Origin of the sequence: Mucilaginibacter arboris (assembly GCF_009754915.1) — a bacterium.
Classification (GTDB): Bacteria; Bacteroidota; Bacteroidia; order Sphingobacteriales; family Sphingobacteriaceae; genus Mucilaginibacter_A; species Mucilaginibacter_A arboris.
This window is the reverse complement of the sequence record NZ_WPIK01000009.1, coordinates 174,960-199,710: the sequence shown is the minus strand read 5'-3', so window position 1 is coordinate 199,710 and position 24,751 is coordinate 174,960. Positions and strand designations below refer to the sequence as shown.

Below are 24,751 nucleotides of genomic sequence, written 5' to 3'. Positions count from 1 at the left end.
ATCATTTATGAATAATTATACTGTAAACAAAGCATCTTATTTTCTTTGTGATTTGGAAGATATATTGGAATTATCAGAAACAATAATTAAGGGAAATTTTATTATCAAAAAAATATTTTCAATAGTACAAGCAAACTGACATTTACTTTAGTTCATGTATAAAATCTACATTGGGTCGGGTTATCCGATAAAATTTGAAGTCGATGAAGTATCCTCTCCCCTATCAGCAACTACAACAATTGTAAGTGAACCAGCGCTGGCAGACTTTTTTATTTTCCCGGTTAATTACGAAAAATTATATGGTTACACAGAGGAAAATTATAAACACTACGGTTATGAACCAGGTGAGATTGAGGATTTAAAAAAAGCCTTGATCGACATGACAGATCTGGCAAAAAAGTTCAATAAAAAGATTATCCTGTTTTATTATTTTGATCCAATTAAAAAAATCGAACATTCCAATGTTGTTATCTTTCGTACTTCTTTATTAAAAAGTTTAAAGGATAATCATGAGTTTGCAATGCCTGCTTATACAAAAGATTTAAGGAAGCGAAAAAACTTATCAGAAAACGAGCTTTGGCTAAATAAAACCACAACTCCAACTATTGGTTTCAGAGGCCAGGCTGCACCTGTTAAACTCCCTACTAAATTGGCCTTTAAAAGAACCATTAATAAAGCTTTAGCTATTGCAGGAATTAGCAAGCAGTTTAACTTGTATTACAACTTTGGATATTTAGCCCGCCGGGACGCAATAGTTGCCTGCTTAAACAATAAGAATGTAAAAACAGACATAACCTTAACTACTTTAGAACAAAGTTGGGATCCGGTTAACGGAAAACTACCTTTTGTAAATAATATATTTAACAACCAATATAATATTTGTGTTAGTGGCCATGGCAATTATTCATTTAGATTGTATGAGGTAATGAGTGCGGGCCGAATTCCTGTTTTTATCAATACAGATTGTGTTTTGCCTTTTGAAGAGTTTATCGACTGGAAAAAACAAGTGGTTTGGATTGAAGAAAAAGATGCAAATAAAGCAGGCCAATTTATCCTTGACTTCCATCAATCCATCCATTCTGATGATTTTTTACAATTGCAAAAAAGTAATAGATTATTATGGGAAAAGTATTTATCGAAAGAAGGTTTTTTTAAAAACTTGTATCAATATTTTCCATTGCTTCAAGAGTTGCCTTAACTTGACAAAAGAATATAATTTTAGTGCGGTAAAAGAAGCATCTGTAGCTTTTATACAGATTTAAAAAACATCAAAACACAATCTTGCTTATGCAAAAACCTTTACTAACTATTGGCATTCCAACTTATAACAGGGCAACTTATTTAGATCGTTGCCTCAATTCAATTATAACTCAATTAGAAGAAGTAAAACAGGATATAGAACTTGTAATTGCCAATAATGCTTCAACAGATCATACAAAAAATATTGTAGATAAATATTCAAAGACGGTTAGGATTAATTACTACGAAAACACGATTAACCTTGGCCCGGATTCAACTTGTTCCATCTGTTTTGATAAAGCTACCGGAAAATATGTTTGGATTTTAGGGGATGATGAATTTTTATTGGATGGAAGCCTTAAAGTAATTGTTGATCTTCTTAAAGATAAAGATTGTGGCGATGTATATATGCAGTGCATACCTTATCATAAAGAAGAAGATTTGGAGCAAAAACGTATAACTAACGCAGAAATTATTTCTTATCAAAACCCTTTAGAATTTGTTAAAAAGATACATTATTACGTAACTTTTATCAGCGGAAATATTATCAATAAATCAATACTTCCAATAGATCTGGATTATGAAAAATACATGGGAACCAATATTGTACAAGTTTGCTGGACTATAAAAGCAATATTCGGAGCTAAGGAAAATATTTTTATCGAAACACCTTTAATTGCTGCAAAACAAAATAATTCCGGTGGTTATCAGTTTGTTAATACCTTTGCCAAAAACTATAATTACATTTTAACTTCACTAGTTAAAGAAGGTTATCATAAAAGCATCATCAATATTACCAATACTAATATTATTAAAAACTATTTTCCTGCCAATATTATTAAATTGCTGTATTATGAAAACAGGTTTGATACAGAAAACCATTTTTCTGTTCTTTTAAAAACCTATTGGAAATACAAAAGCTTTTGGTCTGCTCTTTTTCCCATCTATTCCAAATACTGGGTAAAAAAAATACTCGGAAAAAAGATGGTGAAATTATCCTGATTTCATCTTTTGACATGAAGGTTTTACTATTTGGTGATGCGCCAATGGCATTAAATGAAGGCGGAATTAACCAAACTTTGTACAATTTATTCTGTTTTATAAAGCCTGAAGATTTTTTAGGCATTACAGAGGTCGATCTAAAAAGCCTGGAAAAAATAGGCTCGACAGAACCTTATACAAAACGTTACAGAAGTTACAAGCTTAATGCAATTAATATTCCTGTAAACAAGCTTACGAAATTTTCGCTTCCATTAATTAGTTCCATCAACTATTTTCTTTTTAAACATAACAACTATCAAAAATTAAGGCGGGAGATTGAATTGTTTAATCCTGATGTTGTTATTTCCTGTTCTAATACTGCATCAGGTATTTTGATGCATGATAAATTACTTAAAAACAGCAAGTATCCAATTATTCCGTATTTTATGGATGATTGGATGTATAAAGTTAAAGCCGACCGCATAGGAAACCTTGTTAGCAATATTATCAAAGAGATGCTGCAAAACAACAGGAATTGGATGATGATTGGCGAGGAACTTGGAAACATATTAGCTGAACGTTATCAGGCAAAACCTGAAAAAATTTTATATGTAAGAAACCCGGTTGATTTAACTGATGCGCCAAAAGATAACCCTTATGTAAAAAACGGTCCTTTTACTATTGCTTATGCTGGCGCTTTATGGCCAATGCACTTTGATAGTTTCCTGGCTTTTGCAAAGGCAGTAAAAAGTTTAGCAGTGAATCAAAACATACAATTGATGCTTTATACGCAGGAGGGCCAATGGAGCTGGCGAAAAAGTGAATTAGAGTCATTGGGCGTAAAATATGGTGGGCATTTACCTTACAACCAAATACATCAAAAGTTAAACGAGGCAGATGCACTGCTGATCACTGCTTCTTTTAGCAGTGAAAATTATACGCATTCAAAAGCATCCTTACAAACCAAGATTACAGATTATTGCAAATCAAAAAGATTAATTATTAGTTGCGGACCAACTTATTCAGCCAATAATCATTTTATAAAAGAGAACAATTGCGGTGTTTGTATTGAAACTATTGATGAAAAAGAAATAGCAAACCAGCTTTCAAAAATCATAGTTAATATCAATAACTATCAAAACTATGTAAGCAATGCCTGGGATACTTTGTATTATTTTTCAAAAGAAACTGTTCATCAAAAAATCAAAAGCTTTTTAACCGAAATTGCTTTTTCAAATAACTAACTATCAAATTCAGTTATTTATTTAATACTTGTTCCGATACTTATTCTAAATATTTTTATTCTTGATTGTAACTAAATTAATAAGTGGCTTAGGAAATCAGTTATTTCAATATGCAATTGGTCGGCAATTATCACTGGCAAAAGAAGTACCTTTAAAATTAGATTTATCGTTTTTTAAAAGTCAGGATTTAAGAAGTTACAAGCTTAATCATTATCATATCAATGCTGAAATTGCAACAACAGCAGATATTGTTCCTTTCAGAAAAGAGATAAACCGTTATCAAAAGTTGCATCAGCAAACTTCGTTTTTTGCAAAAGTGTATAGAAATGTTGAACCTGTTCTCTTTCCAAAGCATACTAAAAATTATTTTAAAGAACATATTTGGTGGATATTAGAACCCGATGTTTTTAAAACTCCCGCTAATGTTTATGTAGAAGGTTACTGGCAGCATTACAAATACTTTGAAAATGTACAACCACAAATTTTTGAAGAACTTACCCTGAAAGAACCGCTTGATACAAAAGCAGCAGCATGGTTATCAGCAATAAAAACTGATAAATCTTCTGTGGCAGTTCATATTCGCCGCGGTGATTATGTAACCGATTCTAATGCTAATTATTTGATGGGTGTTTTACCAATGGAATATTATCAAAAAGCCATTCATTATCTCAAACAAAAGGTTTCAAAACCATCGTTTTACTTTTTTTCGGACGACTTGGAATGGGTAAAAGAAAATATAAAAACAGATGCAGCAACGTATTATGTGGATGGCAATACCGATTATGTAGATTTGGATCTGATGCGCCAATGTTCCAACAATATTATAGCCAACAGTACTTTTAGTTGGTGGGGTGCTTTTTTAAACCGTAATCCTAACAAAATTGTTATTGCACCAGAAAAATGGTCGGCCAGGGAAGATGTAAACAAAAGCATTCAATTACAATTTCCATCCTGGATAAAATTATGATTGATATAAATTTTTTACCGGTAAAAGAAGCATTGTTAATTGCAGGAATTAACAAGCCAATATTACATCTGCAATAATGGTCGAACTGGTTTCTGTTATCATTCCAAATTACAATCATGCCCGGTATTTAAACCAAAGGATTGATTCTGTTCTTCATCAAACTTATCAAAACTTTGAGGTCATTATTTTAGATGATTGTTCTACCGATGATAGTAAAATTGTTATTGAACAATACAGGAATAATCCCCAAATTAAACACATCATTTATAATGAAAAAAATTCTGGAAGTACGTTTTTGCAATGGGAAAAAGGTATTGCATTAGCTAATGGCGATTATATTTGGATAGCTGAAAGCGATGATTATGCTGATAAAAATTTCTTAGAATCGTTAACGCAAACTTTAAATAACAATACAAACATTGGATTAGCTTATTGCGGATCTAATATGGTTGACGAGAATGGTAAAAGTATCGGAAAACTAATCCAGGAGATACCTAACAACCAGGACGGTTATTATTTAAATAACGGTTATGATGAATGCCGGGACGCTTTTTTCTTTCACCCAATTGTTCCAAATGCAAGTGCTGTTGTATTTAAAAAAGAGAATTTTTACAAAGTAGATGCGTCTTTTAAGCAATATAAAATTTGTGGCGACTGGCAGTTTTGGATTGACATTTGTTTTGATAATTACATTGCTTATTTTCCGGAGTGCTTAAATTATTTCAGGCAATCAAATACTTCTGTCAGCCGCTCAGATCATTACAGAAAAGATACTTATAAAATTTTCTTATTAGAAAAGCTCAAAGTTGGATTATATGCTTATAAAAAAGTGGGGAATAATATTCCGCTAAAACATAAAGTAAAATATACAGATATATATTTGTTTAGTGTGTTATTAGAAACTTCCCGGAAACGCATTTTCCTTACCAGGCCCGAAATTGTTTTTATAACTAAATCACTTTTTTACTTGTCTCCTACTGCTATCCTTGTTTTCTTTAAATCTTTAACAGATGTTTGTTTGTTTGGCCTGCGGAAAGTAAACAGAAAGATTAGGGAAAAAATGATGCTAAAAACAGCATGAACGTTTTTATAGTTTGCACCGGCTTAGGGCATATTAACCGCGGTTACGAATCTTTTACCAGAGAATGTTATGATGCGTTAAAAGATACTATAGATTTTAAACTATACTTAATTAAAGGCGGAGGTAAAAGCATAGGTAACGAAATAGCTTTGCCTAACTTACCAAGAAGAAAAAAAGGAGCACAATTTTTAGCAAAAATACTGCCTTTGGATGCTTATGCAATAGAGCAAGCTACATTTTGTATTTCGATGCTTCCACTAATTTTTAAAAAAAAACCTGCTGTTATTTATTATAGTGATTTTGTATTGGGTACCTATTTATGGCATTTAAGAAAATACCTGAAATTTAAATATAAACTGCTTTTTTCTAACGGTGCACCAAATGGCCCTCCTTTTAAAACAGAAGATCATGTGCAACAGCTTTTGCCAGTTTACTTGGAAGAAGCTATTCGGAAAGGTGCACCGGCAGAAATGCAAACTTTGTTACCTTATGGCTTTAATATCAATATTAACGAAAGGTTAAATAGCCTTGCAAAAAAAAAATTAATTAGAAAACAGCTTGGCCTTTCCCCTACCCAAAAAGTAATCCTGTCTGTTGGTGCTATTAATACACATCACAAAAGAATGGATTATCTTATTGATGAAGTAGCCAAACTAGGAAGTGAATACTTTTTAGTTATATTGGGACAATTTGAAGCAGAAACCCCACAACTAATTAATTTGGCAACAACAAAATTAATGGGAAGGTTTACAATTACCAATGTTCCTCAGGAAGATGTAAAAGATTACTATATTGCTGCTGATTATTTTGTTCTGGCTTCTTTGAATGAAGGCTTTGGACGCGTACTGATTGAAGCTTTAAGTTATGGCTTGCCTTGTATAGTACACAATTATATTAACGCAAAACAAGTGCTTGGCGAATATGGGATTTACTTAAATATGGAAAATGAAGGTGAATTAACTGAATATTTTTCCATAGAAAAAACAGTTTTAAATAAAGAATCTTTAATAAAAGCTGCTCATAGCCGCTATTCATGGAGCGTTTTAAAAAAAGACTATTTAAAAATGATCTCTGCATTAATCAATTAACTTTTTTAAGTTGAAATAACAACAACAATACTTGTTGATATATTAAACAGCTTTCTTATCTTTTTAATACAAATATTTAACAAACACAATATTGATTATAACATCAAAAATGAAAATTGCTTATATTATATTAGTCCATAAAAATCCAAAACAAGTTGCCAGGCTAATCACCAGGTTAAATGTAGAAAATACAATCTTTTCTATCCACGTTGATTTTAATGGTGATGACGAGCCTTTTAAAAAAGAGATTTTAGCTTCTAATCCAAACAATAGCAATATTCAGTTTTTAGAAAAAAGATATAAACCAAAATGGGGTGGATTTAATACAATCAGGGCTGCAGTTGAGTTAGTAAACTCGGTATTGCCATTTAAACCAGATAGCATCGTTTACATAAGTGGGCAAGATTATCCTATTATGGATAACAACAGGATAAAAGAATATTTAGAATTTTATAAAGGTAAAGCATTGATTGAATATGAACCAGCAAGCTTAGACCTTAAAGTACCAAATTCTACAAACCGCTATTATTTCTGTGATTATTTTAACTATAATCCAAAAGGGTTATTTAACAGCAAAGAAGTTCCACTTCTGGCAAGAATCTTAACTAAGCTTTTACCTAAAAGGAGATTTGTAAAAGGAGTTAACCCATATATTGGAAGACAGTGGTTTATATTACCATTAGATATAGCAGAATTTGTTGTAACTGAATTTAAAAGAAATAAAACTTTAAGTAATTTCTACAGGTTTACCATACATTCTGCAGAAATGTATTTTCAAACGTTGTTGTTGAACTCAAAATATGCCAGCCGCATAGTTAACCTGAGGACTATTTTTGCTGATTATAATGCTCCAAACCCAATTGTTTGGAAAGCAGAAAATATAGCAATACTCAAAGAACAAAATATTCCGTTTGCCAGAAAATTTGACACACAGGTTGATAGTAAAGTCTTAGATCTTATCGATTCTGAAATATTAAAAAAGTAAGTTCATTTTTTTGCATTTATATCTATTGATTAATACACTTTAATCCAATATCGGTATCTAAAAAAATAAAAGTGATTTTTAATTAAATATGTTATCTATAATTATCCCCACTTGTAACCGTAATGATTTATTAGCTATGTGTTTGGATTGTCTCAATCCCCAATTTCAAACTATAAATGCAGCTAATTATGAAGTTATTGTTACTGATGATAGTAAGCAAAATCGGGCCAGGCAATTTATAAAAGAAAATTATACCTGGGTAAAGTGGATAGCCGGACCTCAGCGTGGCCCGGCAGCAAACAGAAATAATGGCGCCAGAAATGCCAAAGGAGAATGGCTGATTTTTATAGATGATGATTGCCTTCCTGATAAACAATTATTAGAAATATATCAGACAGCGATTTTAAGCAATGAAAAAATATTGGTATTTGAAGGTTGTATTAAAACAGACAGGGTGCAGCAAAGCCTGGCAGAAGAATCTCCGGTCAATGAAACGGGGGGTTATTTATGGTCCTGCAACTTTATGATCAATAAAAAAATATTTTTGCATGATTTAAACGGTTTTGACGAAAAATTTCCTTTTGCCGCAATGGAAGATGTTGATTTAGACTATAGGTTAAGTAAAAGTGGATTTAGTAAAGTTTTTCTAAAAAATGCTTATGTTGTCCATCCATGGCGTGTACAAAAAAAAATGTGGACGATAACATTGAACAGATTTAAGTCAACCTTATACTTTTTAAAGAAGCATCCGGAGAAAAAAAAAGAGATAAACAGCAAATATTACTTCATTGCATTTTTTAATGGTTTTTTTAAGAACACTTTAAAAAATGCTTTTAAATACAAGTTCAAAGGTTTTTTCAGCAAAGTTAACTATGATATCCTTCAATTGTATTTTTCTGTCTATATTTCAATTTACAACCGGCAGGGTTAGTATAAGCAATTGTTTATCTTTTTTGTAATTACTGAATAAGAAATATGATAAAGCATATTTAATTTCTTTCAATACTTTTGTTATGCTTCTTTTACCACATAAAAATTTGGATATTGAAGTTGTTTAAACTTTTTTTCTGGCCTTCTTTTTTTTGGGCCGATGCTTCTTTTATCGCCTAAAAATGTTGGCCCTTCGCTAAAGACCTATAAGGTTTTGAAAACCTTATAGGTCTTTAGTGATTAAATGTAAACACCAATTTTACCTGGTAAAAGAAGCATGGACACCAAAGCTGGGCATGCCGGAGGACCAAATTTAAATGGGTACCAAAAAGTTTAAACAACCTCATTATTACATTTTTCTGTCTGACAAAATTATAGGCATAAAAGAAGCATCATGATGGATAATACTGATAATTTAAAAGGATAAACCTATGTTGATTAATATAACTAATAACCTTTTCGCAATGGCTTCGTTAGATATAATATAATTATTGAAATAAAGCATAGATTACTGCCTGTGATAAAATATTTTACCAAACTTAACAATACGTCAAATACATTTCGCAACTATTTAAAACCAGGGATCGATACTGTACGTAAGCTTAAATCCATTATAGTTACAGGCATTAATACGTATATAATCAATCCTTTTAAACTAAATTCAAAACGTATTGGCGGCCCAAAAGATGCACTCACAACATTTCAGGAAATTGACAAATACGTTGAAGCTAAACGAAATAAGGGATTAGGCTATTTTTCCTGGAAATTTTTTGACAGGGAAATTGAAATTAAAGACCCTTTATATACAATTGGCACGCCATTGCCCGGTGCAGAAGTTATTTCATATAGAATTAAAACTACAGAACATGTATATTTAATGCCTAATATCAGGATCTACAGTAAACATTTCTTTTCTTTAACAGAAGATAATTACTTGCTGGCACCTGTTTCTAATTATTATGGCAATCAAAAAAAATCACATCCATCTTTTGGTACTTTATTTCTTCCAAAATGTAAAAAATTGAAAGGGCGTTCAATTATAGTAAGAGGCGGTGCCTATTGGCATAAAATGCAGGATGGCCTACCCGCTCTTTATCTGGCTGAATTAGCAGGATTTAATTTTGAAAAAATCGATCATTTTATTATTCAGGATAATATAATAGATAAGAATAGTATTTTTACACGAATAGGAATCCCGCTTGAAAAACAGGTAAGACTTTATGACCAGAATGATTGTTACGAATGTGAAGAGTTGATATTCTCTTCCTGGTATGACAGAAAAGGAAACTGGTACAAAGACTACCTGCTTAAGATGATTAAACCGAAAGCTATTGATCGTGAATTTCCAAAAAAGATTTATTTAAGCAGGTCCAGGGTTAATACAAGGCGGGTCTTAAATGAAGGGGAAGTGATAGCTTTTTTAGAAAAGTATGGTTTTGAATGTATGCATAATGAAGATTTAACAATAGATGAACAAATCTGTTTATTTCAAAATGCCACACATGTTATTTCATGCCACGGATCGCAATTAACAAATATTATATTTTGTGGACCAGGAACAAAAGTTTGTGAAATAAGGCATATAAGCCATAAAATCCATTATAGAAAAGCTTTTCACGATATATCGAACGGGTTTGGATTAGATTACTATTTATTATATACAGACAAGGGGGAAGAATTTATTGACGAAGCAAATAACGTTATTGAAACAGATACGCACATGTACATTGACCTTGCTGATATGAAATTAATGTTAGATAAAATGGATTTAAAGGAGATTGCTTAATTTATGTCTGAGCCATTAATTTCCGTCATAATCCCTACTTATAATTATGATAATTATATCAAACAAGCTATTGATAGCATTTTAGCCCAAACTTATCCGAAGGAAAAAATAGAAATAATTGTTGTTGATGACGGTTCAACTGATAATACTTATGCTGTATTACAAGAATTGATAAACGAAAAAGCAATACAATATTATTATCAGGAAAACAAAGGAAAAGCCAACGCTACTTATAATGCTATCCAAAAATGTAATGGAAAATATATCTTTAATTTAGATGCTGATGATTATTTTTTACAAGATAAAATTACAGAATATGTAAAAGTATTTGAAGAAAATGATGAAATTGTTCATGTTGCTGCCCCGGCAAAAATTCTTTTCGAAGAAACACAATTTATAAAAACAGAAATTCTTCCTAAAGATATTTTAGGTAAAGTAATTGATGGAAAATGGCTTTTACACCGTTTTTACAATGACAATATGCTTTTTGGAGGAGGAACTACTTATGCAGCCCGTTCTTCTGCATTAAAAACTATAAAAATACCGAGTGGAGTAGATATGTATATTGATGAGTTTTTAATATTAACTATTTTACCTTTAGGAAAAAGTTTTTTCTTTGACCATCCTTTATCTGTTTGGAGAATTCATAAATATAACTTTTCAATATCTGCTGTAGTAAAAGAGAATCAAATAAAAAATAAATCACGGCTTATAAATTCATCCTCTGCTGTTTTGGATTATTTGCAAAAACATCATTTTGAAAAATCTATTTTAAAGATTTATCAAATCCAAGACCTTACGAGAAGAATGCTTTACAAAGAACTTCAAAATGATAAAAAATTAAGCGACATCTTTAATTATTCAATAACTGTTTTTTTTAAGATAAGGCCGAATTGGAGGCTAATAAAAAAATATAATTTATTGAATCGACTAATCCCTCTTTCAATAATTCATTTTATCAAAAGAAATAAACCTAATGAGGTTGATAAAGAGGTTTTATCATAATTATTGATATAAATATTTTAAATCATCCTGATAACCTTTAACATAACAATAAATTTAACCAATGATGTGTAAATCTAAATGAGGATACTTTTTATTTGTGGATCATTAGAAAGTGGTAGTGATGGCGTTGGAGATTACACCAAAAGGCTGGCAACAGAAATTATTAAAAAAAATCATGAAGTTGCTATTTTAGCTATTAACGATCAATTTATAAACACAAAAATTGAACGTACTGAATTAGTTGACAGCTTCCAACTTTTAGTTTATCGTATTCCATCTAATTTAACTTCAACTATCCGTTACGAAATAGCAAACTTATGGATAGATAACTTTAGCCCAGAATGGTTAAGCCTTCAATATGTTCCTTTTTCCTTTAATTCTAAAGGAATACCTTTAGAATTACATAAAGGCTTATCAAAGTTTAGTATAGGAGGAAGGCGTTGGCATATTATGTTTCATGAATTATGGGTTGGAATGGAAAAAAATTCAACATTCAAATATAAAATATGGGGAGGAATTCAAAAGTTTTTGATAAAAAAATTAATAAAAAAATTAAATCCTTCTTTAATTACTACTCAAACTGGATTGTACCAGATACAACTTAAAAAACTGGGGTATAGTGCCAAATACTTACCACTTTTTTCTAATATACCACTTATGCATCCTTATATTTTTAAATCAAATTCAAACAACTACAAAAAAATTACTTTTGTCAATTTCGGTACTATACATCCTGGAGCTCCAATTGAAAGTTTTGCAAAAGAAGCTGCTTTATACAAGCAGAAAAAAGGAATTGAATTTGATTTAATACTTATAGGGCGATCCGGCAAAGAACAATCTCATTGGGAAACTGTTTGGAAATTAGCCGGATTAAATATAATCACTCTTGGAGAACAATCTATAGATCGTATATCTGAAGTATTTAATACTGCAACATTTGGTATTTCATCTACTGCACTTCCTATAATAGAAAAAAGTGGCTCTGTTGCCGCAATGCATGAACATAATCTTCCTGTAATATGCATTTCAAAGCCTTGGTATCCAGCAGGAATAAAAAATCTTCCTATAGCAAAAGGAGTAATATACTATTTATCTGGGAACTTTGAAGTATGTTTAACTAAAGAAATTACTGTTAATTATACAGACATTTCTTTAGTATCAAAACAATTGTTGGATAGCTTTTCTTCTTTTAATTGATATTGGTAAATTAAATACCGACCATTTGACGCTTATTAGCTATTTTTATTAACTTTTTTACATGACAATTTCTGTTTGTATACCAACTTATAATCAATCACAATATTTAGCCCAAGCTATACGCAGTACGTATAATCAATCTGTAAAGCCAATTGAAATTATCGTTTCAAATGATTGTAGTACTGACGATACGCTAGAAATTCTTGAAATGCTATCAAATGAGATACCTATTTTGAAAATAATTTCTCAGCAAAAAAATTTAGGTATTACATATAACACTGACTATTGTCTTCGATTAGCAAAAGGTGATTTTATTGTAAGACTTGACTCTGATGATTATTTATCTTTTAAGTATATAGAAAAACTTTCTGCTTTATTAATAAAATATCCAGAAGCAGGATATGCTCATGCAGCAGTACAGGAAATTGATCAAAATGGAAATTACTTAAATAAGCGACAACTTGCCAGAAAATCCGGCTATCAAAATAGTACAAATGCTTTACAATCTGCTATAAAAGGATATCGGGTAGCTGCTAATATAATTATGTTTAGACGAGAAGCTCTTGTTAAAGTAGATTTCCTTAATAACAGACCCAATTCTGCTGAGGACTATCATCTTTCAGCTTCTTTAGCTGCTGCCGGATATGGTAATGTTTATTTAAACGAAATACTTTCATTTTATAGGGTTTGGGTAGATTCAGGAAAGGCTCGGTTACGTCGTAAGTTGATGGAAATTATTGGAATGTATAAAGTATTTCATGAAGTATTAGAGCCTGCATATAAAGAAAGAAACTGGAACCTTAAAAGCATTTATAAGAACAGAACACATTTTGCTTGTGTTTTAGCTGATTGCTTAAGTTGGAATGTATATTCTAATGAGGAAAAAATACAACTAAAAGATGCGCTAAGAACATTATCTTCATCTCCTAAAGCAAAAGCAATTTCTTGGTTATATTTAAATGGCTATGGAAAATACTTGGATTTTTATTCCACAATAGCGTTTAAGCTTTTTTCTAATTTAAAAGCTACTTATATAAAATTTAGATATTAACTTTTAGTAAAAAATTATTAGCACTTTTAACTTGGCAATTACTTTTTAAGGTATTAAATTGAAAATCTTATTTCTATCGCATAATTTCTATCCTGACATTGGAGGAATCGAGATTAACTCTGATATACTTGCACAATCTTTTTCAGAAGTTGGCCATGATGTCCATTTGTTAACTTGGTCTAAAGATTCATCAAATAAAAAGTTCCCCTATTTGGTTATTAGAAACCCAAGTAAAAGAAAACTTTTTGCAGAGCATTATTGGGCGGATTTAGTATTTGAAAATAACCCGTGCCTTAGATTAGCTTGGCCAAACCTATTTTTTCGTAATCCTTCTGTTATTGTATTAAATACCTGGATAACACGCATAAATGGTAAAATAGGTTTTCAGGACAGATTAAAATTATTGTGGTTAAAGCATGCAAATAAAGTAATTGCTGTAAGCGATGCGGTAAGAAAACGTTGCTGGCCTTCTGCTACTGTAATTGCAAACCCTTATAGAAGTGATCAATTTAAAATAATACCCGGAATTAAAAAAACAATTGATTTTGTTTTTTTAGGAAGGCTTGTTTCAGATAAAGGTGCAGACCATGCCATTAAAGCCATACACCAACTGATTTCTTCAAATTATAAATCAGCTTTTTTAAAGGAAAAACCTTTATTTACAATTATCGGCAGTGGCCCTGAGTATCGTAATCTTCAGCAATTAATTTCAGAATTAGAAATGGAATTGTATATTAAACTTGTTGGCCCTTTGAGCGGAGAAGAATTAGCAATTTGTTTAAACCGTCATCGTTTTTTATTGGTGCCATCTTTATGGGAAGAACCTTTTGGTAATGTAGTTCTTGAAGCTATGGCATGTGGATGCATACCGATTGTTTCTGATGGTGGCGGATTACCTGACGCTATAGGAAATGCAGGTATGAAGTTTCAACGCGGAGATATTGATTCTCTTGTTAATACAATTGTAGAAATAGTTAATAATCCATCTTTAGAACTAAAACTGAAGAACGAAGCTATAACTCATTTAACTTCACATCGTCCAGATGTAGTTGCATCTAAATATTTAAATGTTGTTGAATCAGCTCTTCATCTTATAAAGCCCAGAAATGAAAGTACTTATATTACATCCCACCGGTAATGCTTTTTTTCGCGCAGCAGCACTTGGGCTTCAAAAAGCAGGTATGCTTTCAGGCTTTAGGACTACCGTTGCTACATTTCCGGGAAATATTTTTGATAAATTGAGTTCTCTCGTCCCTTTTGCAGAATTTAACAGGAGGCGGTATGATCCGGCATTATTAGAATTTACTAAAACCTGGCCTTTATATGAATTGGGAAGGTTTGCTGCTTCTAAAGCAGGTTTTAAAAAACTTATTAAACACGAAACAGGAATATTCAGTGTGGATAGTGTTTATCAGAACCTGGACAAACGAACAGCAAAAAGCCTGAAGAATATGGCAGACCAGGGAATAAATGCAGTATATGCTTATGAAGATGGTGCATTGTTTTCTTTTCGGGAAGCTAAAAAATTAAACCTTAATTGTTTGTATGATCTTCCTATTGGGTACTGGCGTGCTTCAAAACGCTTTTTAGAAGCTGAGAGTGAACGTTGGCCGGAATGGGCCTCAACATTAACAGGCCTGGAAGATTCTGAAGCTAAACTTGCTCGAAAAGACGAAGAGCTTCGTTTAGCAGATAAAATTTTTGTTGCCAGTCAGTTTACTGCAAATACTTTAAAAGATTATCCCGGCACATTAGCGCCTATAGAAGTCATTCCGTATGCTTTTCCGCCTGTTGCAACGTCCAGAAGTTATCCTGATATTTCTACAGTTAAACCAATTAAACTATTATTTGTAGGAGGGCTGTCACAAAGAAAAGGGATAGCTGATCTTTTTGCTGCGGTTGATCGTCTTAAAAACTACGTTGAATTAACAGTAGTTGGAAAAAAATCGACTGACCAATGCCCTGCATTAGATGCAGCGCTTGCAAAACATCGTTGGATACCAAGTTTAGCCCACGAACAAATTTTAAAGTTAATGCAGGAACATGATGTTTTAGTTTTCCCTTCCCTTTTTGAAGGTTTCGGGTTGGTTATTACGGAAGCTATGTCGCAGGGTACACCCGTAATTACTACATATAGAACAGCAGGTCCGGATTTAATCAAGCATGGAGAGAACGGCTGGCTGATTGAAGCTGGTTCCACAAATGCACTTCAGGCTGCTATCGAAGAATTGATCGATAAAAGAAGCATAATTGCTGAAGTTGGACGGGCAGCAATGGAAACAGCAAGTAAACGAACGTGGAATGTTTATGGACAGGAACTAGCAGCGGCTATAGTAAAACCTGTTTAAGGTAAAAAATTATACTATAACTTTTCCAATAACTGTATTAAGGTATAGAACATCTTAAATGAATACTAATTACAAATATGATGCTTAAAATTGAGCCTAATCCTGATTTAGGTATTAATGATAAACCAATGCCGATATCAAAAAAGCCCAAAGTCGATCCAAATCGAATCTTAAAACAAGGCATTTGGGCTTATTTTTTACTATTGATTTTTGAAGGTGCTTTGAGAAAATGGTTCCTGCAAGGTTTAGCAACGCCTTTATTAATTATTCGTGATCCGATAGCTATTTGGTTAGTATTAAAATGCTGGCAAAGGGACCTACTACCTTCTTCAATTTATTTAATTGGAATGGTAATTATAGGTGTAATAAGTATATTCACAGCTGTTTTTTTAGGGCATGGAAATTTATTTGTTGCTTTATTTGGAGCAAGAATTTTATTATTCCATTTCCCGCTGATTTTCGTAATTGGTAAAATTTTCACAAGGGAGGATGTTATAAATATTGGAAAAGCAACTTTATTGATAACTATTCCAATGACTATTCTTATTGCCATGCAATTTTATAGCCCTCAATCTGCTTGGGTAAACCGTGGAGTTGGCGGAGATATGGCAGGAGCTGGTTATAGTGGTGCAATGGGGTTTTTTAGGCCACCGGCAACATTTTCTTTTACCACAGGAACTTCTTCATACTATGGTTTTGCTGCTTGCTTTATATTTTATTTTTGGTTTGATTTAAAACGTGTCAATAAATTAATACTTATTGCTGCAACATTAGCTATGTTTGCTGCTGTTCCGCTTTCAATTAGTAGAACTGTACTTTTTCAAATTGGAGTAACTGCCATATTTACCGTTCTTGCCGTTTCCAGAAAACCTCAATATATAGGTAAACTACTAATCGCTGTTGTTGGAGGAATAACTATATTAGCTATTTTAGCTCAAACAAGCTTTTTTAATCAAGCAACAGAAGCATTTACTTCACGTTTTACTGACGCAAATGGTATAGAAGGTGGTTTAAAGGGTACATTAGGAGACCGGTTTTTAGGAGGGCTTGTAAGCGCACTGAGTGAATCTGCAAACCAGCCATACTTTGGTTACGGTACAGGTATGGGAACAAATGTTGGCAGTATGCTGCTATCAGGAAACAGAAAATTTTTAATTTCCGAAGGAGAATGGGGAAGGGAATTAGGGGAAATGGGACCTTTACTGGGCTTATTTGTTATATTTTTACGTATTGGTTTAACAGTAAAAATTATATTAGCCAGCTATCGTAAATTAGCAGTAAATGATTTTTTACCTTGGCTGTTACTAAGTTTTGGGTTATTAGAGTTGGCACAAGGTAATTGGGCCCAACCTACTTATCTAGGCTTTAGTATTATGATTAGTGGCTTGATGCTTGCATCCCTTAACTCAAATAATGTCAAAAAAAGAGTTATTCCAAACAAAAAGAACTTAAACGAAGCTTTTGCATAATTTATTAAAGTAATTATCACTTATAAACACTTGCATCTCATCTTCTTCACTCACCCCAATTTTCTTGGGCACCAAAGTATGCCACGGTTTGCCAAAATGCTGGCAAATGGCATGGAAAAACGTAGACATCAGGTAGAAATCTGGTCTCCTAAACCTTACTTTTTTAATTTACCTTTTCCAAACGTTTTTAAAAAATGGTTTGGATATATAGATCAGTATTTAATATTTCCGATACAAACCCGTAAAAAGTTAAAAGCTCTTGAACCTGATATATTATTTGTGCTGACAGACCATGCACTTGGCCCTTGGGTACCATTAGTAGCTAAACGGTCACACGTAATCCATTGTCATGATTTTCTGGCACAACATTCTGCGCTTGGCTTGATCCCTGAAAATCCAACTTCATGGACAGGGAAACAGTACCAGGCATACATCCGCAGGGGTTATTCAAAAGGCAAAAATTTTATTTCTGTTTCAAAAAAAACCCAGAAAGACCTGCACAGCTTTATCAAGCCTGCTTTAATAGAATCATCTGTAGTTTATAATGGCCTCAATCAGTCTTTCGATAAAAAAGACATTGTAATTGCCCGAAAAGAGTTTAGTGACCAAACCGGGCTCAATTTAGAAAATGGCTACCTGCTACACATCGGCGGAAACCAGTGGTATAAAAACCGTTCAGGGGTAGTAGCAGTTTATGATGCCTGGCGTAATATCAGTAAAACTTCCCTCCCACTAATATTAATAGGAGAAAAACCGGATGAAAAATTAACTGAAAAAATAAGTCAGTCAAAATACAAATCAGAAATTTATAGCTTTAATAAAATTCAGGATAACTTGATTAGTGCTGCTTATTCCGGTGCTTCAGTTTTTTTATTTCCGTCATTAGCAGAAGGTTTTGGCTGGCCTATTGCAGAAGCCATGGCGTGTGGATGTCCGGTTATTACAACCGATGAAGCACCGATGACGGAAGTTGCAGGAGAAGAAGGTTTCCTAATCCCCAAACAACCTCAGGATGTGATTGAGGTACAAGCCTGGGCACAAAACGCAGCAAAAACAGTTGAGAAAATTATTTTACTATCTCCTGAAGAACGGATAGGTATTGTTCAATCAGGACTTGAAAATGCAAAACGATTTGATGCAGACCTTGCTTTAGACAAGATAGAGCATATCTACCAAAGCATCCTCCAAAAGCACAAAAACGGATGAAAATACTCCATATAACTGCCAGTATGGACCCGAAATTGGGCGGGGTTTGTCAGGCAGTAAAAACTATTATCAAAGGTTTAAATAATTTTCAGAATGTTCAAAACGAAGTTGTTAGCTTTGATCATCCGGATGCTTCTTTTATCGGTGAAAAATCTTATTCCATTCATGCTTTAGGTTTAGGTAAAACGCCTTGGTTTTATAATGCAGTCTATATTCCTTGGTTGTTACAAAACTTACCCGATTTCGATACTGTTATTTTACATGGCTTATGGAATTATCAGGGCTATGGGCTGGTTAAAGCGTTAAGAATGTTAAGAAGTAAACAAACGCATGCTCCTTTTAACACTAAATTTTTTGTGATGCCCCATGGCATGTTGGACCCATACTTCCAAAAGGCATCAGGCAGAAAATTAAAAGCTATACGTAATTGGTTTTACTGGAAGTTAGTTGAGCGAAAAGTAATCAATCAGACAAATGGGTTGTTATTTACCTGTGGAGCAGAACTTAAGCTTGCCCGTAAAACTTTTACACCTTATCATCCTGTAAAAGAACTTGTTGTTGGTTTAGGTGTGGAAGAGCCTCCGGTTTTTACGGCAGTTATGCGTGAAGCATTTTCAAGTTCCTGCCCTGATTTAGCTGATAATCCTTACCTACTTTTCATCAGCCGGATCCATGAAAAAAAAGGTGTTGACATGTTGATTGATGCTTACGGTAAAACTCAGGGAATTGATGAAATGAATGAGAAACAGCATGATGCTTCTTTTAGCACCCCAAAATTTACTGCCTCAAAACTTGTTGTTGCCGGTCCGGGGACTGAAACACCTTACGGACAAAAAATTAAAAACTCGGTATTAAAATTACAAAAAACAGCAACCACTGTTTTTTTCCCTGGAATGCTTACCGGCAATGCAAAGTGGGGCGCTTTTTATGGATGTGAGGCTTTTGTATTGCCCAGTCATCAGGAAAATTTCGGTATTGCGGCAGTTGAAGCATTAGCATGCGGCAAACCTGTCCTCATTTCTAATCAGGTTAATATCTGGACAGAAATTGCAGCCGCAGAAGCTGGAATCATTGCAGATGATACAGCAGCAGGAACACAACAATTATTAGAAAACTGGAATAACCTTACAGCAAAACAGAAAACAGAAATGGGCAGAAATGCCCGCAAATGTTATGAGAAACATTTTGCAGATGGCCCCGCAGCCATTAATTTTTTAAGGGCTATAACCACATAAGCTTATTTTTACAACAGATTATTACCGTAACGATCATTCAATTATTAGACAACATGATTTTTAAATAACCTTTTTACCAAACATATTACTAAAAACACAAGCTTATAATTGCTATTTTACGCAGGAATAAGCTTTTTTTATTATCATACTAATAATATAGGATTATAACCGTTCCATTGTAAATTTAACCTACTTTAGCAATTTATTTTTTAAAAAGTATCGGTAAAAGAAGTATTACAATTTTTTAATGCAAACAGATTTATCAAAATTTACCGTTGGCAATTATGCTGCAGGGCCTAAATGGAAAGTTATGGTATGGCACTTTGTTAACTATTTTATTTTCGATAGTGCTTTGCCCTGGCCTTATTCGGTAAAGCGGGCCTTGCTTCGATTATTTGGCGCGAAAATTGGCAAGGGCTTAATCATCAAAACAAAAATCAGGATCAAAAACCCATGGAAATTAGCTATCGGAGCGCATTGCTGGATAGGAGAATCAGTTTGGATTGATAATTTAGAAAACGTTTCTATAGGAAATAACGTATGCCTATCGCAGGGAGCAATGCTGTTAACAGGTAACCATGATTATACTTTGACTGATTTTCCTTACAGGTTAGGAAAAATTATTTTAGAAGATGGCGTGTGGATTGGTGCAAAATCAGTAGTATGTCCTGGAGTGGTTTGTAAATCACATTCCATATTAACCGTTAACTCTGTAGCAACTAAAGAGTTAAAACAATGGACTATTTATTCAGGCAATCCGGCAGTTAACGTTCGCGAACGAAGGTTTGTGGGTTAATCTATAGTTTTTAATGGCGCAGAAGAGAATTTTATTAATCGGAGGGAATTTTTATCCCGAGCTTACCGGAATAGGAAAATATAATGGTGAAATGATGGATTGGTTAGCCGAACAGGGTAATACCTGTACAGTTATTACTACTTATCCTTATTATCCAGACTGGAATATTAAGCCGCCTTACTATAAAAAATCCTACTGGTTTAGTAAAGAGTATAAAAACAACAATACCTTAACTGATAATCCTATAAAAGTTTACCGTTGTCCGCATTACGTACCTAAAAATCCTTCCGGGTTCGCCCGTATTATATCCGATATTTCTTTTTGCCTTTCTGCCACAGTAATGGTTTTTATATTATTGTTTAAAAAGAAATTCGATTATGTAATTACCGTCTCCCCTCCTTTTTTAACCGGGATATATGGCATCATTTATAAAAAAATTAAAGGTGCAAAATTCTTTTATCATGTACAGGATTTACAAATAGATGCTGCTGCAGAATTAAAGATGATTAGATCTCGGACTTTAATAAACATGCTTTTTAGTATTGAGAAGTTTATTTTGAAACAAGCAGATATGATCAGCAGTATTTCTGAAGGTATGATCGAGAGGTTAAAACAAAAATCTGGTAACCAGAAAGTAACGTTTTTCCCTAATTGGGTTGATACTTCTCTGTTTTATCCTATGCCAGAAATAGATGTGCTAAAAGAAGCATTCGGATTTGAAGCAAAAGACCATATCATTTTATATTCTGGTGCCATTGGCGAAAAACAAGGACTGGAAGCTATCCTGCATACAGCCAAATTATTAGAAAACATTGCAAACTTAAAATTTATTATATGCGGTTCTGGCCCTTACAAAAAGAAACTGGAGGATTTAAAAGCTTCTTTGCAAACACAAAATGTATTCTTTTTGCCTTTACAGCCGCTCGAAAAACTTAACGCATTTTTAAATATGGCCGATGTACACTTGGTTATACAAAAAGCCAATGCGAGTGATTTGGTAATGCCATCTAAGCTTACTGCTATTCTTTCTGTTGGTGGGCTTGCTGTTATAACCGCTCCTGCCCGATCAAGTTTATATAAAGTAGTCAACACAAATCAAATAGGAATTCTTGCAGAGCCCGAAAACCAGGCTGCTTTAACCGATGCCATAAAATTAGCCCTTACACAAGTTAACGGAAACTTTAACAATAATGCGCGCGCTTATGCAAAAAAGTTTCTTTCTATTAATGAAATTTTAAAAAGTTATGCTGAAGATATGGCAAAGGCATAACATTTTGTGCGTTAAAATCTATTATATCAGGATGCTTCTTTTATCCGGTAAATATTATTTAATAATTAATCGATTTAATACAAACCGCCTGCAGTTATAACTCGTTCTTATACAATGTTAAACTTTTATTATATATTTATCATTTCAAAAATCTTATTTAAATAAGGTTATTACCCAAATATGGAAAACCGTTACATATTTTTTTTAATTGTTTTACTCTTTCTGGGCGATTTAATTGCAATAAACTGTTCTTTCATGATTGCCTATTTTTGGGACAGTCAGAATAATTCACTCATTCAATCTTCTCATTACAATTTAGACCTGCTGATTTTTAATGCTACCTGGATTGCTTCTGCTTTCTTTATGCAGCTTTATCATCGTGAAACAGCACAACGAACGGAATTTATCTTTCAGAAAAGCTGGAGGGCAATTGTATTGCATGCACTTACATTTAATGTTGTTATTTTATTAACAAATTATGCTTCTTATTCAAAAAGTTTCCTGATCTACATTTTTGTTTTTGAAATCTGTGCATTCATTATCAGCAGGTTTGTCATAACGGCCTTTGAACAATACCACATAAAACGGGTTAGGTATAAAAAGAAAATTGCTATAATTGGTTATAATGAAACAGCTAAAAGGCTTGCAGATTACTTTTTGAAGAACCAGATGTCGTATAGTTTTGCCGGTTTCTTTGACCATACAACAAAAAGCTATATCGATAAATCAAACCAGGAAGTAATACGGCCGATAGAAAGTTTAATGGAATATGCGGCAGAAAATGAAGTAGCAGAAGTTTATTCAACCCTTTTTCCAGAAGATTATAACAATTTAAATATCTTGCTTGAAGTAGCCGAACAAAATTGTGTGCGGTTTAAGTTTATTCCAGATGTTACCAAAACAATTAATTCTGATTATGCCATTGATACCTATTTTGATGAAATACCAGTTTTAAGTACGCGGTCAGAACCATTAGAACATATAACATATCGCATTGTAAAACGTGCGTTTGATATTCTTTTCAGCCTTGGTGTTATTATATTTCTGCTTTCCTGGCTGATACCTATACTTGCTGTGATCATTAAGTTTCAATCAAAAGGCCCGGTGTTTTTTATGCAGCTACGTTCTGGCAAGGGCAATAAACCATTTTGGTGTTACAAATTCAGGAGCATGACGATAAATGAAGACCTGGAGCATGTACAAGCAACAAAAGGGGATTCGAGGGTTACAAAAATTGGTGCTTTCATGCGTAAAACCAGTATAGATGAATTACCACAGTTTTTTAATGTATTTATTGGAAACATGAGTATTATTGGCCCAAGGCCGCACATGATTAAACATACAGAAGAATACAAAGCAATTGTGCACCAATATATGGTCAGGCAATTGTTAAAACCTGGAATTACAGGCTGGGCACAAGTAAATGGTTACCGTGGCGAAACAAGGGACCCAAAACAAATGGTGAAACGCGTAGAACACGATATTTGGTATATAGAAAACTGGTCGTTAATGTTAGATATAAAAATTATATTTCTGACCATAATCAATACAGCAAAAGGCGAAGAAAATGCCTATTAGTTTCTCTTTTCCCCCAATTAATTTATACTTTTATTTGGGGCAAGAGTTAAATTACTTTATGTTTTTAAAATATTATGGAAATGTGGTTACTAAAATTAACTATATAACTTACTTTGATAAAATTCGTAAAATATTAAACAGATTTTTCTTAATTAAAACAAAAATATATGAAAAAGAAAGCCTTGGTTACAGGGATCACCGGTCAGGACGGCGCCTATCTTGCAGAGTTATTACTATCTAAAGATTACGAAGTACATGGCATTAAACGCAGAAGTTCTTCTTTTAATACAGACCGTATAGACCACTTGTATCAAGACCCGCATGAAGATAATGTTAGTTTTTTTATGCATTATGGTGATTTGTCTGATTCAACCAATCTCATCCGTATTATTCAACAAATACAACCGGATGAAATTTACAATTTAGGGGCAATGTCTCATGTTAAAGTGAGTTTTGACACGCCTGAATACACCGCTAACGCCGATGGTATCGGTACCTTGAGAATTTTAGAAGCCGTTCGTTTATTAGGTTTAACCAAAAAAACTAAAGTATATCAGGCTTCCACATCAGAACTTTACGGTTTAGTGCAAGCTGTACCTCAATCAGAAACTACACCTTTTTATCCGCGTTCGCCTTACGCTGTAGCTAAATTATATGGCTATTGGATCACCGTAAATTACCGCGAAGCTTATGACATGTATGCTTGTAACGGCATATTATTTAACCATGAAAGCCCGTTACGCGGCGAAACTTTTGTAACCCGTAAAATTACCCGCGGTGCTGCCAAGATTGCTTTAGGTTTGCAGAAAAAATTATACTTAGGTAATTTAGATGCACGCCGCGATTGGGGACATGCAAAAGATTACGTTGAAGCCATGTGGCTGATATTACAACAGGAAAAACCGGAAGATTATGTTATTGCAACCGGGATAACCACACCTGTACGCGACTTTGTAAAAATGGCTTTTAAAGAAGCCGGAATTGAGGTTGAGTTTAAAGGTGAAGGTGTTAATGAAAAAGGATACGTTGTTTCCTGCAGCAATCCAGAATATCAGGTAGAAATAGGAAAAGAAGTAGTAGCGGTAGATCCGGCCTATTTCCGCCCTACCGAGGTTGAATTATTAATTGGCGACCCAACAAAAGCAATTACAAAGCTGGGCTGGAAAATTAAATATGATTTACCAATGCTGGTTGAGGATATGATGCAATCTGACTTAAAACTCTTTACTAAAGAAAAAGCTTTAAAAGAATTAGGTTACGCCATCAAGAACCAATACGAATAAAAACGCTTCGTT

General features: G+C 33.2%; 21 protein-coding genes. All 21 read left to right on the top strand.

Going from position 1 to position 24,751, the window contains the following annotated elements; all coding sequences use genetic code 11:
- Positions 1 to 154 precede the first annotated feature (154 nt).
- The 21 genes from GO621_RS11895 (at position 155) to gmd (ending at position 24,739) form a co-directional block, all read left to right on the top strand.
- Positions 155 to 1,198: an exostosin domain-containing protein gene (locus tag GO621_RS11895; RefSeq protein ID WP_157567271.1), complete on the top strand. Its 1,044-nt coding sequence runs from the start codon at positions 155 to 157 to the stop codon at positions 1,196 to 1,198.
- A gap of 89 nt (positions 1,199 to 1,287) precedes the next feature.
- Entirely contained in the window at positions 1,288 to 2,241 is a 954-nt protein-coding gene (locus tag GO621_RS11890; RefSeq protein WP_157567269.1) for a glycosyltransferase family 2 protein, read from the top strand.
- A 14-nt stretch (positions 2,242 to 2,255) separates the two neighbouring features.
- Positions 2,256 to 3,464: a glycosyltransferase family protein gene (locus GO621_RS11885; RefSeq protein WP_157567267.1), complete on the top strand. Its 1,209-nt coding sequence runs from the start codon at positions 2,256 to 2,258 to the stop codon at positions 3,462 to 3,464.
- 61 nt (positions 3,465 to 3,525) lie between these two features.
- Positions 3,526 to 4,431: an alpha-1,2-fucosyltransferase gene (locus GO621_RS11880; protein ID WP_157567265.1), complete on the top strand. Its 906-nt coding sequence runs from the start codon at positions 3,526 to 3,528 to the stop codon at positions 4,429 to 4,431.
- A 76-nt stretch (positions 4,432 to 4,507) separates the two neighbouring features.
- The gene (locus GO621_RS11875; RefSeq protein ID WP_157567263.1) at positions 4,508 to 5,512 is read left to right on the top strand and encodes a glycosyltransferase family 2 protein; all 1,005 of its coding nucleotides are present in this window, start codon (positions 4,508 to 4,510) and stop codon (positions 5,510 to 5,512) included.
- Positions 5,509 to 6,600, top strand: coding sequence for a glycosyltransferase family 4 protein (locus GO621_RS11870; protein ID WP_157567261.1), 1,092 nt, complete (start codon positions 5,509 to 5,511; stop codon positions 6,598 to 6,600). The genes GO621_RS11875 and GO621_RS11870 overlap by 4 nt, the downstream gene beginning before the upstream one ends.
- A 109-nt stretch (positions 6,601 to 6,709) precedes the next feature.
- The gene (locus tag GO621_RS11865) at positions 6,710 to 7,585 is read left to right on the top strand and encodes a beta-1,6-N-acetylglucosaminyltransferase (RefSeq protein ID WP_157567259.1); all 876 of its coding nucleotides are present in this window, start codon (positions 6,710 to 6,712) and stop codon (positions 7,583 to 7,585) included.
- An 88-nt stretch (positions 7,586 to 7,673) separates the two neighbouring features.
- On the top strand, positions 7,674 to 8,516 hold the full coding sequence (locus GO621_RS11860) for a glycosyltransferase family 2 protein (RefSeq protein ID WP_157567257.1): 843 nt from the start codon (positions 7,674 to 7,676) through the stop codon (positions 8,514 to 8,516).
- A 516-nt stretch (positions 8,517 to 9,032) separates the two neighbouring features.
- On the top strand, positions 9,033 to 10,301 hold the full coding sequence (locus GO621_RS19300) for a glycosyltransferase family 61 protein (protein WP_157567255.1): 1,269 nt from the start codon (positions 9,033 to 9,035) through the stop codon (positions 10,299 to 10,301).
- 3 nt (positions 10,302 to 10,304) lie between these two features.
- The gene (locus tag GO621_RS11850; RefSeq protein WP_157567253.1) at positions 10,305 to 11,306 is read left to right on the top strand and encodes a glycosyltransferase family 2 protein; all 1,002 of its coding nucleotides are present in this window, start codon (positions 10,305 to 10,307) and stop codon (positions 11,304 to 11,306) included.
- A 78-nt stretch (positions 11,307 to 11,384) separates the two neighbouring features.
- Positions 11,385 to 12,503: a hypothetical protein gene (locus tag GO621_RS11845; RefSeq protein ID WP_157567251.1), complete on the top strand. Its 1,119-nt coding sequence runs from the start codon at positions 11,385 to 11,387 to the stop codon at positions 12,501 to 12,503.
- 61 nt (positions 12,504 to 12,564) lie between these two features.
- A complete protein-coding gene (locus GO621_RS11840) occupies positions 12,565 to 13,554 on the top strand; it encodes a glycosyltransferase family 2 protein (protein ID WP_157567249.1) in 990 nt (329 codons plus the stop codon).
- 58 nt (positions 13,555 to 13,612) lie between these two features.
- A complete protein-coding gene (locus tag GO621_RS11835) occupies positions 13,613 to 14,692 on the top strand; it encodes a glycosyltransferase family 4 protein (protein WP_157567247.1) in 1,080 nt (359 codons plus the stop codon).
- Entirely contained in the window at positions 14,661 to 15,902 is a 1,242-nt protein-coding gene (locus GO621_RS11830; protein WP_157567245.1) for a glycosyltransferase family 4 protein, read from the top strand. The genes GO621_RS11835 and GO621_RS11830 overlap by 32 nt, the downstream gene beginning before the upstream one ends.
- Positions 15,903 to 15,979: 77 nt before the next feature.
- Positions 15,980 to 17,371, top strand: coding sequence for a hypothetical protein (locus GO621_RS11825; RefSeq protein ID WP_198170226.1), 1,392 nt, complete (start codon positions 15,980 to 15,982; stop codon positions 17,369 to 17,371).
- Positions 17,372 to 17,449: 78 nt separating this feature from the next.
- Positions 17,450 to 18,577, top strand: coding sequence for a glycosyltransferase (locus GO621_RS11820; RefSeq protein ID WP_262884992.1), 1,128 nt, complete (start codon positions 17,450 to 17,452; stop codon positions 18,575 to 18,577).
- The gene (locus GO621_RS11815) at positions 18,574 to 19,812 is read left to right on the top strand and encodes a glycosyltransferase (RefSeq protein WP_157567241.1); all 1,239 of its coding nucleotides are present in this window, start codon (positions 18,574 to 18,576) and stop codon (positions 19,810 to 19,812) included. The genes GO621_RS11820 and GO621_RS11815 overlap by 4 nt, the downstream gene beginning before the upstream one ends.
- A 247-nt stretch (positions 19,813 to 20,059) precedes the next feature.
- Complete coding sequence (locus tag GO621_RS11810; RefSeq protein ID WP_157567239.1) at positions 20,060 to 20,608, top strand: WcaF family extracellular polysaccharide biosynthesis acetyltransferase; 549 nt, start codon at positions 20,060 to 20,062, stop codon at positions 20,606 to 20,608.
- A gap of 13 nt (positions 20,609 to 20,621) precedes the next feature.
- On the top strand, positions 20,622 to 21,878 hold the full coding sequence (locus tag GO621_RS11805; RefSeq protein WP_157567237.1) for a WcaI family glycosyltransferase: 1,257 nt from the start codon (positions 20,622 to 20,624) through the stop codon (positions 21,876 to 21,878).
- Positions 21,879 to 22,058: 180 nt separating this feature from the next.
- Positions 22,059 to 23,456 (top strand): undecaprenyl-phosphate glucose phosphotransferase, encoded by a 1,398-nt coding sequence (locus GO621_RS11800; protein WP_157567235.1) that lies wholly within the window; start codon positions 22,059 to 22,061, stop codon positions 23,454 to 23,456.
- Between the two features lie 167 nt (positions 23,457 to 23,623).
- Entirely contained in the window at positions 23,624 to 24,739 is a 1,116-nt protein-coding gene (gene gmd / locus GO621_RS11795) for a GDP-mannose 4,6-dehydratase (RefSeq protein WP_157567233.1), read from the top strand.
- The last annotated feature ends 12 nt before the right edge of the window (positions 24,740 to 24,751 follow it).

Excerpts from the sequence above, each read along its gene's own strand:
- GO621_RS11895 (WP_157567271.1), top strand. The coding sequence starts at position 155 with ATGTATAAAATCTACATTGGGTCGGGTTATCCGATAAAATTTGAAGTC.
- GO621_RS11890 (WP_157567269.1), top strand. The coding sequence starts at position 1,288 with ATGCAAAAACCTTTACTAACTATTGGCATTCCAACTTATAACAGGGCA.
- GO621_RS11885 (WP_157567267.1), top strand. The coding sequence starts at position 2,256 with ATGAAGGTTTTACTATTTGGTGATGCGCCAATGGCATTAAATGAAGGC.
- GO621_RS11875 (WP_157567263.1), top strand. The coding sequence starts at position 4,508 with ATGGTCGAACTGGTTTCTGTTATCATTCCAAATTACAATCATGCCCGG.
- GO621_RS11870 (WP_157567261.1), top strand. The coding sequence starts at position 5,509 with ATGAACGTTTTTATAGTTTGCACCGGCTTAGGGCATATTAACCGCGGT.
- GO621_RS11865 (WP_157567259.1), top strand. The coding sequence starts at position 6,710 with ATGAAAATTGCTTATATTATATTAGTCCATAAAAATCCAAAACAAGTT.
- GO621_RS11860 (WP_157567257.1), top strand. The coding sequence starts at position 7,674 with ATGTTATCTATAATTATCCCCACTTGTAACCGTAATGATTTATTAGCT.
- GO621_RS11850 (WP_157567253.1), top strand. The coding sequence starts at position 10,305 with ATGTCTGAGCCATTAATTTCCGTCATAATCCCTACTTATAATTATGAT.
- GO621_RS11845 (WP_157567251.1), top strand. The coding sequence starts at position 11,385 with ATGAGGATACTTTTTATTTGTGGATCATTAGAAAGTGGTAGTGATGGC.
- GO621_RS11840 (WP_157567249.1), top strand. The coding sequence starts at position 12,565 with ATGACAATTTCTGTTTGTATACCAACTTATAATCAATCACAATATTTA.
- GO621_RS11830 (WP_157567245.1), top strand. The coding sequence starts at position 14,661 with ATGAAAGTACTTATATTACATCCCACCGGTAATGCTTTTTTTCGCGCA.
- GO621_RS11825 (WP_198170226.1), top strand. The coding sequence starts at position 15,980 with ATGATGCTTAAAATTGAGCCTAATCCTGATTTAGGTATTAATGATAAA.
- GO621_RS11820 (WP_262884992.1), top strand. The coding sequence starts at position 17,450 with ATGCCACGGTTTGCCAAAATGCTGGCAAATGGCATGGAAAAACGTAGA.
- GO621_RS11815 (WP_157567241.1), top strand. The coding sequence starts at position 18,574 with ATGAAAATACTCCATATAACTGCCAGTATGGACCCGAAATTGGGCGGG.
- GO621_RS11810 (WP_157567239.1), top strand. The coding sequence starts at position 20,060 with ATGCAAACAGATTTATCAAAATTTACCGTTGGCAATTATGCTGCAGGG.
- GO621_RS11805 (WP_157567237.1), top strand. The coding sequence starts at position 20,622 with ATGGCGCAGAAGAGAATTTTATTAATCGGAGGGAATTTTTATCCCGAG.
- GO621_RS11800 (WP_157567235.1), top strand. The coding sequence starts at position 22,059 with ATGGAAAACCGTTACATATTTTTTTTAATTGTTTTACTCTTTCTGGGC.
- gmd (WP_157567233.1), top strand. The coding sequence starts at position 23,624 with ATGAAAAAGAAAGCCTTGGTTACAGGGATCACCGGTCAGGACGGCGCC.